At 45.7% G+C, this 12,276-nt stretch carries 11 protein-coding genes and 1 riboswitch; of the genes, 7 read left to right on the plus strand and 4 right to left on the minus strand.

Annotated elements, in window-relative coordinates:
- The first annotated feature begins 55 nt into the window (after positions 1-55).
- From hflX to uvrB, 3 genes are all read left to right on the plus strand, one after another.
- On the plus strand, positions 56-1,243 hold the full coding sequence (gene hflX / locus ABDK00_RS01115; RefSeq protein WP_346237664.1) for a GTPase HflX: 1,188 nt from the start codon (positions 56-58) through the stop codon (positions 1,241-1,243).
- Positions 1,244-1,305: 62 nt separating this feature from the next.
- Positions 1,306-1,635: a Rieske (2Fe-2S) protein gene (locus ABDK00_RS01120; RefSeq protein WP_346237665.1), complete on the plus strand. Its 330-nt coding sequence runs from the start codon at positions 1,306-1,308 to the stop codon at positions 1,633-1,635.
- A 276-nt stretch (positions 1,636-1,911) separates the two neighbouring features.
- Positions 1,912-3,948 (plus strand): excinuclease ABC subunit UvrB, encoded by a 2,037-nt coding sequence (gene uvrB / locus ABDK00_RS01125; protein ID WP_346237666.1) that lies wholly within the window; start codon positions 1,912-1,914, stop codon positions 3,946-3,948.
- A 71-nt stretch (positions 3,949-4,019) separates the two neighbouring features.
- On the opposite strand, the gene ABDK00_RS01130 is transcribed toward uvrB, so the two are convergent.
- Positions 4,020-4,508, minus strand: a complete 489-nt coding sequence (locus tag ABDK00_RS01130) for a hypothetical protein (protein WP_346237667.1) — start codon at positions 4,506-4,508, stop codon at positions 4,020-4,022.
- Between the two features lie 163 nt (positions 4,509-4,671).
- A riboswitch (TPP riboswitch) is annotated at positions 4,672-4,768 on the plus strand.
- A gap of 36 nt (positions 4,769-4,804) precedes the next feature.
- Here ABDK00_RS01130 and pnuC point away from each other — a divergent pair.
- The gene (gene pnuC / locus ABDK00_RS01135; protein WP_346237668.1) at positions 4,805-5,425 is read left to right on the plus strand and encodes a nicotinamide riboside transporter PnuC; all 621 of its coding nucleotides are present in this window, start codon (positions 4,805-4,807) and stop codon (positions 5,423-5,425) included.
- Entirely contained in the window at positions 5,416-6,501 is a 1,086-nt protein-coding gene (locus ABDK00_RS01140) for an acyl-CoA dehydrogenase (protein WP_346237669.1), read from the plus strand. Before pnuC ends, ABDK00_RS01140 begins: the two co-directional genes overlap by 10 nt.
- On the opposite strand, the gene ABDK00_RS01145 is transcribed toward ABDK00_RS01140, so the two are convergent.
- The 3 genes from ABDK00_RS01145 to ABDK00_RS01155 form a co-directional block, all read right to left on the minus strand.
- Positions 6,502-7,158 (minus strand): hypothetical protein, encoded by a 657-nt coding sequence (locus ABDK00_RS01145; protein ID WP_346237670.1) that lies wholly within the window; start codon positions 7,156-7,158, stop codon positions 6,502-6,504.
- Positions 7,159-7,220: 62 nt separating this feature from the next.
- Positions 7,221-9,428, minus strand: a complete 2,208-nt coding sequence (locus tag ABDK00_RS01150; protein WP_346237671.1) for an FUSC family membrane protein — start codon at positions 9,426-9,428, stop codon at positions 7,221-7,223.
- Positions 9,429-9,482: 54 nt separating this feature from the next.
- The gene (locus ABDK00_RS01155; protein ID WP_346237672.1) at positions 9,483-10,577 is read right to left on the minus strand and encodes a dipeptide epimerase; all 1,095 of its coding nucleotides are present in this window, start codon (positions 10,575-10,577) and stop codon (positions 9,483-9,485) included.
- 85 nt (positions 10,578-10,662) lie between these two features.
- Between ABDK00_RS01155 and ABDK00_RS01160 the strand changes: the two genes are divergently transcribed.
- Both ABDK00_RS01160 and obgE read left to right on the plus strand, forming a co-directional pair.
- Positions 10,663-11,100, plus strand: a complete 438-nt coding sequence (locus ABDK00_RS01160; RefSeq protein ID WP_346237673.1) for an SET domain-containing protein — start codon at positions 10,663-10,665, stop codon at positions 11,098-11,100.
- A gap of 114 nt (positions 11,101-11,214) precedes the next feature.
- The gene (obgE, locus tag ABDK00_RS01165; protein ID WP_346237674.1) at positions 11,215-12,234 is read left to right on the plus strand and encodes a GTPase ObgE; all 1,020 of its coding nucleotides are present in this window, start codon (positions 11,215-11,217) and stop codon (positions 12,232-12,234) included.
- The last annotated feature ends 42 nt before the right edge of the window (positions 12,235-12,276 follow it).

Here is a 12,276-nt window from a genome sequence, read left to right on the forward strand (position 1 = left end):
CAGTTTGTCATATTCCTTTACCCGGCAACATTTTTGCTAACTTTGTTCATTCAATATGTTAGATAAAAAAAATATTATTCAGGACAAAGAGACTGCCGTTATTGTAGGATTAGTGCAAAAAGATCAGACGGAACAGCAGGTGAAAGAATATCTTGCCGAGTTGGCTTTTCTGGCTGAAACAGCCGGCGCGGAAACAAAAAAGCAGTTTATTCAAAAATTGCAGCACCCCGATAGCCGCACTTTTGTAGGCAAAGGAAAATTAGAGGAAATAAGGCAATATGCCGTTGCGCACAATATTCAATTGGTCATTTTCGATGACGAACTGAGCGGCGCACAAATTAATAATATCCAGAAGGAGATTAAAATTAAAGTTATTGACCGGTCGGATTTGATTCTCGACATTTTTGCGCGGCGGGCTAAAACGGCGCAGGCGCGCACGCAGGTGGAGCTGGCTCAATATCAATATATTTTGCCGCGACTTCGAGGTATGTGGAGCCACCTTGAGCGCCAGGGCGGCGGTATCGGCTCGCGCGGGCCTGGTGAAACAGAGATTGAAACCGACCGTCGTATCGTTAGGGACAAAATCAACCTGCTTCGGAAAAAGCTGGCCGAAATAGATAAACAATCCTTTACGCAGCGCAAAGACCGCGGCGAGTTCATCCGCGTCGCACTGGTCGGCTACACTAACGTAGGTAAGAGCACGATCATGAACCTGCTCAGCAAGCGAGACGTTTTTGCTGAAAACAAGTTGTTTGCGACGCTCGATACCACGACCAGTAAAGTTGTTTTTGAACAGACACCTTTTCTTTTAAGCGATACGGTGGGTTTTATCCGCAAGCTGCCGCATCATTTGGTGGAAAGTTTCAAAAGCACGCTCGATGAAGTGCGCGAGGCAGATATTTTATTGCATGTGGTAGATATTTCCCATCCGAATTATGAAGATCAGCTGGCTGTTGTGAATAAAACACTGCAAGAGTTAAACGCGTTTGATAAACCGACGATTACCATTTTCAATAAGATGGATTTGTATGAGGCGCAAACTTTTGATGAATGGCTCGGTGATGAAACAAGGGAGGAAATTTTACGTGATTTATACGAACGCTGGCAAAACGAACTACAGGGAAATGTGGTATTTGTATCGGCCACCGAGCGGCGAAATGTGGAGGGTCTGCGCGAAACTATTTTGAATAAAGTGAAAGAGCTCTACGCCATCCGTTATCCTTATAAAACCATGTTTTATTAGTATATAGATTATGGATCATATTTCACAGCGACTAAAGAACTATGATTCATCAACCATTATCTATGAACAAGGACTTTACCTGGCATTTGATCGCATTACATCCCAATGAGCTTGAGTTTAACGAGGAAAACCTGGCTGAAATTAAAGTAGCGGGCAGGCATTTATGTGTAGCAAAATTCGACAATAAATTATTTGCCTGCGCGACCAAATGCCCTCATGCGGCGGCGCCGTTAAAAAACGGGTATGTGAATGTCCAAAAGCAAATCGTTTGCCCCTTGCATCGTTATAAATTCAATCTTGACAACGGCCGCAATGTTTCTGGCGAGGGCTATTTTTTAAAGACCTACCCTGTTGAAGAGCGCGAAGACGGATGGTATGTGGGCTTATATTAATTAGGGCGATTTTAAAAAATGCACATCCGGATCAGCATTTTTCGCTTGTTTTTGCACAATCGGATGTGCAAAATGGTTAAGTCTGACTTGTAGCTAAAGCATATTTCTGTTTCGCTCTGGCAGGTTATTTTTTGTTTTTTAGCGAACGCGATTTTGATTGCGGGGCCGTTCATTTTTTTAATTTATAGTCAGAAAGTTTTATGCTTTTTGGATTTCTATATTAAAACATTAGGTTTATCTTACGAAGCCCATTTTGTATTTTTAAAAATAAAGTTCGTGCCTTTCAAACTACATACCCCATTTGCTCCTGCCGGCGATCAGCCTTCGGCCATTGCGCAATTGACTGAAGGCGTGCTGGATGGAGAGAAATATCAAACCCTGCTGGGCGTTACCGGCAGCGGGAAAACCTTTACCATGGCCAATGTGATTCAAAATACACAACGGCCCACTTTAATCATTACTCATAATAAAACACTCGTAGCTCAGCTGTACGGCGAATTCAGGCAATTCTTCCCCGAAAATGCAGTGGAGTATTTTGTTTCTTATTATGATTACTATCAACCCGAAGCGTATCTTCCGGTGAGCGACACTTATATCGAAAAGGATCTCGCCATTAACGAAGAGCTTGACAAGCTTCGCCTGCGAACTATTACAAGTTTACTGAGTGGCCGCCGCGACATTATAGTGGTAGCTTCGGTAAGCTGCATTTATGGTGCCGGAAACCCGGCCGACTACGAAAACAGCATTATCCGCATTCACCGCAATCAAACGCTTTCGCGGCAAGGCTTTTTGCATGCGTTGGTTAATTCGCTTTATACGCGCACCACACTCGAATTTAACCGCGGGACTTTCAGGGTGAAGGGCGATACGGTCGATATCAATCTGCCTTACGGCGATCATGGCTACCGCATTACTTTTTTCGGTGATGAAATTGAGGAAATCGAAACGATTGACGTGGCGACGGGAAAGCGCATCAATACGATGGAAAACGCGGCGATATTCCCGGCGAACTTATATGTGGCGCCGAAAGATATGATACAGCAGGTCATCTATGAGATCCAGGATGAGATGACGGCGCAGGTGGAATACTTCAACAGTACCGGAAAGCTGATTGAAGCGCAAAGGATCAAAGAGCGCGTGGAATATGATATCGAAATGATCAAGGAGCTGGGCTATTGTAATGGTATTGAAAATTATTCCCGTTTTTTCGACAGGCGGAGTCCGGGTACAAGGCCGTTTTGCCTGCTCGATTATTTTCCGAAAGATTATTTAATGATTGTTGACGAAAGCCACCAGACGATGCCGCAGATCAGCGGTATGTATGGCGGTGACCGCAGCCGCAAGTTGATCTTAGTAGATTATGGTTTTCGCATTCCTTCCGCGCTCGATAACCGGCCGTTAAATTTTCATGAATTTGAAAGCCTGCAAAACCAGGTGATTTATGTTTCGGCTACGCCGGATAGTTATGAGCTGGAAAAAACAGGTGGCGTCATTGCCGAGCAGGTGGTGCGGCCCACCGGCCTGTTAGATCCGCCGATTGAAGTGCGCCCCAGTATCAACCAGATCGATGATTTGCTGGATGAGATTGATAAGCGTGTAACGAAGGGCGATCGCGTATTGGTGACCACTTTAACCAAACGCATGGCGGAGGAAATGGACAAATACCTGCACCGCATCAACATTAAATCAAAATATATACACAGCGAAGTAGATACGCTGGAACGGGTGGAAATATTGCGCCAGCTGCGCCTGGGTGAAATAGATGTACTCGTTGGCGTTAACCTGTTGCGCGAAGGGTTGGACTTACCGGAAGTAAGCCTGGTGGCGATTTTGGACGCCGATAAGGAAGGGTTTTTGAGGAATGAAAAATCTTTAACACAAACGGCCGGCCGCGCGGCAAGAAACGTGGACGGGCTGGTTATTTTTTATGCGGATACGATGACGGGCAGCATGCAGCGCACGATCGATGAAACCAATCGCCGGCGCGAAAAACAGATCGCCTACAATATCGAACATGGCATTACACCGCGCACGGTGACCAAATCTAAAGAAGACGTATTTAAACAAACCAGCGTTTTAGATATCAAAGGGTTTGACGAAAAAGACGAGGGAGCAATTGCTTTTGACCAGGACTTGATTAACGTTGCGGCGGAAGAAGAAGTGGTTTACAAAACCATTCCGCAAATGGAAAAAGCTATTGCCAAAACCAAAAAGGAAATGGAGAAAGCTGCCCGCGATCTTGACTTTATGGAAGCGGCCCGTTTACGCGACGATATGTTTAGGTTACAAAAAGAGCTGGAAGGGATGAAGTGATAAATGCTTCATCAGGAGGCATCTCTTAACTGGAATAAAAGCGAATGAATACATGAAGTAAGTCCCCAGACTTACCTTACTTTTCTATAATATTCGGATCCAACTCCATTAAAAACAAATAAGGTATCAGTAGCTGCGTTGAGAAAAACGCCGAAACCATAAAATCCTTTCCGCTCAATTATAATATAAGGGTTGTATCCCGGGTCTGCTTTGTTTTTAAGATCTATTTTATAGCCAATACTTGTAATATTTTTCTGAGGAGAATTAAAGAGTACCGTACTATCCTTACACACAAAATCCTCTGAAAAAGTCAATGACCGTGCATACCTGTGTTCAAAATCTACCGGACCCATATCGGAGTTTAGTTTATATAAGACCCAGTGCCCTATAATGGCTTTTTTATAAGCTTCAGCCTGGGCAGAAAGCGAGTCAGAATCCTGAGGGGAAGGCGTTGCTTCAATGGGATCTTCCTTAGACGACAGATCGTTCTCATCTTTAGAACAGGACATTGCGAAAGCAAGCACCAACATAAAAAGCAAAGAAAGAGATTGTTGTTTCATTTTGGCGATTGGTTAACAATTTGATTAAAAAAAGATAATCGCTATTTAATACATTTTCAACCTTTCCTTACAGCTCAACAACAAACGATATCTATTCTGGGTTAGTTTGCGCCCATCCAGTTGAAACTCAGAAATGCAGCATAATATTTTTATCACTACCTTTGCCCCACTCATGGGGTGCCTTAATATTACGGGCTGAGATCATACCCAATAACCTGATCCGGGTAATGCCGGCGGAGGGAATCAAAAAAATCTGATTTTTTATTGCATCTCGTGGGGTTAAATTTTTATGGATCATGAACCTGAGCGAGTGGACACAAACTTTTATTAGTCAATTGAAGGCTGTTCCGGCCCTGGAGTGGATAGGCGTTAGTTTTGGCGTTGCCGAAGTATTGCTGGCCAAAGCGAATAAAATTTGGCTCTACCCCTGTGGTATTGTTGCCGTAATTATTTCAACCTATATCTTTTTTCACGCCGGCCTTTATGCAGAAAGCGCTTTAAACCTTTATTATTTTGTGATGAGTGTTTACGGCTGGTGGTGGTGGGAGAAAAGAAAAGGCCATGAGGCGCCGCCGGTTACTCGGGCCAGCGGCATCGAATGGGTCAAGGCGATTGCCATCGTGGTGGTGGCCTTTGTAATACTCTATTTTGTGCTGACCCGTTTTACCGATTCTACCGTGCCGGTTTTCGACTCCTGGGTAAGCGCTACGGCCTGGGCAGGCATGTGGCTACTGGCCAAAAGGAAAATTGAGAATTGGATCTTGCTAAATGTAAGCAATGCTTTCGCCATTCCGCTGCTCATTTATAAAGGACTCCCCCTCTATGCCATCCTCACCTTGTTCCTGTTTATTATCGCAGTGATGGGGTATTTTCAATGGAATCGGATTATCAAACAAAAAAGAACAGCGTGGCTTTAAATTTAAATCAGCAGCAGCTTACACAATTAAGAAAACTTTGCGCCCGGTCAGAAAGAGAACAGCGCCTGGTGCCGGCATTATTAAAAATTATTTATGAAAAAAAATGGTTTAAACTTTTTCTGCCGAAATCTTACAAAGGCCTTGAATTAACGCTACCGAAGGCGTTGCAATATGAGGAAGAACTGGCTTATGTAGATGGTAGCCTGGGCTGGACCGTAACGCTTTGTGCGGGCGCTAATCTTTTTGCCGGTTACATTGATCATCATAAAGCACAACAAATATTTTCCTCGCCAAAAGTATGCCTGGGAGGCAGCGGCGCGGTGAGCGGGCTGGCCGAAGAAACAGCCAATGGGTATATCGTTAACGGGCATTGGAAATATGCGACCGGCGCCCCTCATCTTACTCATTTTACGGCCAACTGCCGCATCACAAGAAAGGGGCAGCCGGTTTGCAACGAGGACGGATCGCCGTTGGTGCGTTCTTTTTTCTTTCGGAAAGAAGAAGTGTCGGTTCATGCCGATTGGAATACGATGGGGCTGAAAGCCACGGCCGGCCATAGTTTCAGCATAAAGAACCTGAAAGTTCGCGCCGATCGAAGTTTTGAGATCAATGAAAACAAACCGGTATTAGATCAGCTGATTTACCGTTATCCGTTTTTACCGTTCGCAGAAGCCACTATTGGCGTGAATACCTTGGGCATGACCAAGCATTTTTTTGAACTTGCTATCGCGACGATCAAAGAAAAACAGCACCGGTTGCACCTGCCGGTTTTGGAGGCCGTTTTAATAAAGATTCAAAAGGCGCAAACGGAAGTTGCGGCACTGTCGGAAAAGCTATACGCCGAAGTGGATAAATCCTGGGACGAACTAAAATCGAGTGGCGCTGTAACCCGGCCGCGGGCAAAGCGGATCGGCGGCCTTTGTCGCCGGCTTGTGTTGGTTTGCAGAAAACATGTCGCAGCCATTTATCCGGCTTGTGGACTGGCAGCGACTGCCCAGGATGCGGAATTGAACCGGGCCTTCCGCGATATTTTTACGGCCAGCCAACACGGTTTGCTGACCTTCCCCCGCGATTAGTTATCTTTTTTCATTAAAAGGAAATGTGGTGTGATGCCTGACTTCCAAAAAGCGGACGAGGCTTCCTTCCAGCGCTTTAGGGAAACCGGTTCCATGATAGGCTTCATCTTTTAAATAAACCAGGCTATGATGTGGTATGGGAGGAATCCAAACATTGTATTTGGCAATCCACAAATACAAATGCGTTTCGAGCCGGTTCAGCTGCAGCGAGAGATCTTTTTGCAAATCGGTTTTGCTGCGTGTTTTATAATCAAAGTCCTGCTGAAGCCAGTTTAGCATCCGGGTATTCAAATCATGCAATGCATTGCTATAGCCTCTGATAACGGCATGTGTTTCCAGCTCTCTTTCATTCATGCTTGTAAAATGGTTGCTCAGGATCGCATCCATCGTATTGCCGCCTATGTAAGTTTGGCCCAGCCTGTCGCGCAGTTGCTCGCATAAAATCCGCGCCATGCTGTTTTGTTTTTTATACACTTCGAATGAAGCGTTTAGCAGTGAGCAAAGTTCTATCAATTTGGCAAACCGCTTGCGTCTGCGTTCTTTGTAAGACCGGATCAAATCGATTATAAATTTCCCGGCAAAGCCTAAAAGGCTTATGGCGGCTGCAATCGCGGCGGCGCCCAGCCATTCGGGTAATTGGGAAAGACTTGTAAGCATTCCTAAAAATACATCCGTTGCGACGCCGGAGCTATACCTCAATCAGGTGAGGCACAGTGAATTCAAAAATCTTTGGCAAGCCGTTTAATGTCGCCGGCAATGCGGCTGATAAACAAAAATTGATCGACCACAGGTTTGAATTCAACCAACACGCTGCGCGTTTCAGTGTCGACCAGTCCCTGCTGTAGTTCCCTTCTCCTTTTGGATACCAGCTCGTCCAATTCCTCTTTGAGCTCGGAGGGCGCATGGTGTATGGTTTCGGGCACGTCGCGATGCGCGAGCAACAACAAGGCTTCTTCCATTTCTTCGGCAATATCTTCCCTGATGGCATGAAAATCTTCAGCGCCGTATTTATTGGAGAAATTCCTTGAAAAACCCGCCAATGACACAATATGTGAGTTTAAGGTATAAATCAGTACCACCATCTGGTGGATTTTCTTGATATCACCCTGCTTGTTTTTAGGTTCGTTCATCATGCGCGTGAAGCCGCCGGATAAATTGGCCTGCTCAATAAAAGCTTCTTTCCTGCTTAGTTTATAGTCCAGGTCGCTTAGCTCGCCGGTGGCGAACGTGGTAGCCACCGTGTTGAAATAATGTTTAGAGGCTTTCAATGCGTTGGTGATATAGGTATTAATCTGCGTTTTTTCCCAGGATGGAACAAGAATATAGGCCGCGATAAATGCGATAATAGAGCCCACTGAAGTGTCGATCAGCCGGCTTTTAAATATTTCGTAGAAAGTATGGCTGTTGAGCAGATAGAAAAAGATCATTATAAAAGCCGTCATAAAAATGACGCTGACCAGGTATTTGGTTCGCATAAAACTATAGGTAATGATCATCAAAATGATCATTGCGATAAATTTTCCGTTCTGCGTGGGTAATAAAAACAGCAGGCCCAGGCCGCCCAATGCGCCCACGAAAGTGCCGATCAGCCGGTGGTAATTTCTTTGGCGTGACACGCTGTAGGTCGGCTTTAAAATTACGATAATGGTCAGCAGTACCCAATAGCTGAATTGCAGCTGAAGCAGATGGGCTACAATAAAACCTAAAACACAGGCCAGTGTAACCCGCAGGGCATGCCTGAAGCTATTGGATTTTAGTGAGAAATTTTCTTTGAGGATCTCAATGTCAAGATCCGTCTTTGTGACAAAATGCTCATAGTTGCCCGACAATTTATAAGCCTTGACCTTCTTCCTGTCGTAGCGCGAGTAATGATGAAGCGTGTAAATGCGCAACGTGATTTCTTCGACCGATTGCATCAGCTTTCTCATATTTGCAAGGGCGTCGAAGGTTTCCGGCGTGCGGTATTTTTTTACAAAATCTTCATATTGGGTTTGTAAAATTTTTAATTCGTTGTTGAGTTTCCGGGAGGCGCGCGGTGGGCGGCCGCTTTGCACCGCGAGTCCGATCTGGTGTAGTTCATCGACGATCACATAAATCATGCGCTGGAAACTCTTTAAAATACCGCTTTCGTCGAAGCGCTTATGCATCGAATCGTAGTTGTAAAATGTAGCGGATGACTTCTCGAAAAGATCGATCGATTCAACAAAAATGATCAGCAGCGTGCGCCCGGTTACCGTCGATTCCTTAACAATATTCCGGCTTTTGAAAAGCATCTCGCGCAGCAGGGTTTGCTTATCCTGAATTTGCTGTTGCTGTTCCATCAGCATTTTGAAGATTTTATCGTAGTCGGCGCCCTTCTCATAAAAAAGGGCACGGGTGCCGAAATAATCGGCGATGGAAATAATACTGTCGCCGAGCGCCTGCTGAATAATTTTATAAGGGCGTACTCCGAACAGCGCAAGGCTTAACATCATGTACCAAAGCCCGCCCGCCAACAGATAAACGCCATGAACCAGTACGTCGATGCCTTCATCGCGCATGTCAAGCGTTAAAATCATGATCAGCATCCCCGCGAAACCTATAGAATTAACGCGGGCGCCGTAAGCGCCGATAAAGCTGAGCGCAAAACAAAAAAAAGCGATGCCGCAACCCAATAGCAGCGGATGGTGATTGATAAAACCTGTGACTACAGACACGATAAAGATCAGGCCGGCTGTGGCGAGCATTCCATTGCGCCGTTGGTGAATAGGGCCGGGTATGTCGGAGGCGCTTACCGCCATGGCGCCTATCGAAAGGATAAGGCCGGTTTCGAGTTTGCCGAAATAGCTAAAGATAATGGCGGGAAAAGTGACGCCAATAGTAATTCTGATAGCTTCGTTAAAGTAATAGCTGTTAACAAATTTTCTATATTCTTTTATATACTCCACAACAACTGCTTCAGGGTTGGTTTTAGATGAACAGATAAGGGTCAGCCGAGATCTTTATAGCTCGGTGGCAATAAGCTTTGCGCCTATTCCCGGTGTATCAGGCACTTCGATCACACCCTGTTCTTTATATTGGATGCCTCCTTCTACAGGGTCGTGACTAAACATGAGCGCCGTGTCAAAATCAAAATAAACGATCCGATCACTGCATAAAGCCAGGTGAGCAAATGCGGTCATAGCGATGCGCGACTCCAGAAAAGCGCCAATTTGTATGGGCATCCCGGCCGCTTCGGCCAAACGAATCATTTTAAGGGCTTTAAAAATGCCGCCGCTTTTTCCCAGTTTAATATTGATCAGGTCACAGGCTTTTAAATCAATAAGGCGCTGCACATCATGAGGGTCACAGCAGGTTTCATCGCTCATGATGGGTATGGGGCTTTGCACCCTGATTTCCGGCAGCCGCATAAAGTCCCACCGCGGCAGCGGCTCTTCACAATGTTGTATATTGAAGGGCGCCAACGCTTTTAAAGTTGTGATAGCTTCGTCAACATCCCAGCCCTGGTTGGCATCCAGCCGCAACGGAATTTCCATGCCCACGGCATCGCGAATAGCTTTGATCCGCTCCACATCTTCCTTGCCGTTTTTGCCGATTTTAACTTTAATCACAGGAAACCCGGCTTCCTTAATTTTTAACGCATCCGCAGCCATTTTTGTTGGCGCACCAATGCTGACCGTAAAATCAGTGGCGATTGTTTTTTGCTTTTTTCCGCCCAAATACTGATACAGGGGCGCTCCGGCATGCTGCGCTGCAATATCATAAAGCGCCATGTCGAAGGCGCTTTTGACGCTATTATTGCCGAAGATGAGTTGGTCTAATTCGCCGATGCGGGCTTCAATATCCAAGGCGTTTTTTCCCATCCATATTTTTTCAAAAAGCCGCCCGACAGCTATCGCCGTTTCTGATGTTTCACCATTGATGCTCATAAACGGGCTACATTCGCCCCAACCCGTTATCCCTTCTTGCGTATGAATAACCACCACCAGGTTATCGGCGGCATAAATAGGCCCGAGGGAAATAATAAAAGGTTCTTTTAACGGCACCGACAATTTGTGAAGTTGGATGCCCGAAATGGTCAATGATGGATGCATCATTTAAAAATACATAAATAGTCGACAACAATTATTTTTTATGGCAAATAGCAATTGCGATATATTCGCATCCAAATTTATTTGCTGCATGAGTTTACCAGCTAAACATTTAAAAGTAAAAACCTCGACCATCCCTCAATCTGGAAAGGGACTGTTCATTACAGTTGATGTTGCAAAAGGCATGATCATTACCGAGTATATTGGTCGCCGGGCAAAATGGTCGGAAGTGGAAGACGATGCAGATAATCCTTATATCTATTATATCGACGACGATAACGTAATCGATGCCTCCAAGGATGTAAAATCTTTTGGACGCTACGCTAATGATGCGGCCGGCCTCACCCGGGTGAAAGGCTTGAAGAATAACGCCGAATATCACGAGGAAGCAAATCGTGTTTTTATCAGGGCGAAAACAGATATCCCAGCCGGCAGCGAAATTTTTGTTTCTTACGGGCGCGATTACTGGCGGCAGGTAAGAGATAATATTATGCTCGATGCAGCAGAGAAGGGCGGGCCGGCTTCATAACCCGCGCGAACCTTTGGCCTGTGCGGAAACAGGCTTCTTATCATTTTAAGTCCTGGGGTACGAAAGCCTTTTAAACCTTAGGCTTATCTTTGCTGCATATCAATTTAATATACTTTGGAGAAAAGCAACTTTGTAGACCAGATACGTGTTTTTTGCAGAAGCGGGCACGGCGGCGCCGGTATCAAACATTTTTTGAGAGATAAATTTACGGCTAAGGGCGGGCCTGACGGAGGTGATGGAGGAAGAGGTGCGCATATTATTTTGCGTGGCAATCGAAACCTGTGGACGCTCCTGCATTTGCGGTATCACAAAAACGTGCTGGCGGAAGACGGCGAAAGCGGCGGACATAATAAATGTACCGGCCGAAGCGGAAAGGATATTATTTTGGAAGTGCCGCTCGGAACCGTGGCGCTTGATGAGGAGACGGGGGAAAAAGAAGCTGAAATTTTAGAAGACGGACAGGAAATCATCTGGTTGCCGGGCGGCCGCGGCGGCTTGGGCAATCATAATTTTGCAACTCCTACCAACCAGGCGCCGGAACACGCGCAGCCAGGCCTGCCGGGCGTGGAAGGGTGGAAGATCCTCGAACTGAAAGTGCTGGCCGATGTGGGCTTGGTCGGATTTCCCAATGCCGGCAAGTCGACCTTATTATCGGTGGTGACAGCGGCAAAGCCCAAGATCGCGAACTATGCCTTTACAACCATTACGCCCAACCTGGGAATCGTGGCTTATCGGGACGGGCGCAGTTTCTGTATTGCCGATTTGCCGGGCATTATCGAAGGGGCTGCGGAAGGAAAAGGCTTGGGGCACCGCTTTCTAAGGCATATCGAGCGCAACCCGGTTTTGTTATTCCTTATTCCTGCCGATAGCGACGACCATAAAAAAGAATTTGAAATACTGCTTAATGAATTAAAACAGTACAACGAAGAGTTGCTTCATAAAGAAATGCTGATCGCGATAAGCAAAAGCGATATGCTCGACGATGAACTGAAGCAGGCCATCAGCGCGGAAATGCCGGAAGATATTCCTCATTATTTTATTTCCTCTGTTGCTCAAAAAGGGTTAACAGAGTTGAAAGATGCTTTGTGGAAAGCTTTGAACAAGAAAGATGATGACAAGGGGGCAACACCCTAATAGTTGCTTTCACACCCATTTAGAATTGCCATATATGCCTAC

The organism is Niabella insulisoli (assembly GCF_039652435.2).
Classification (GTDB): domain Bacteria; phylum Bacteroidota; class Bacteroidia; order Chitinophagales; family Chitinophagaceae; genus Niabella; species Niabella insulamsoli.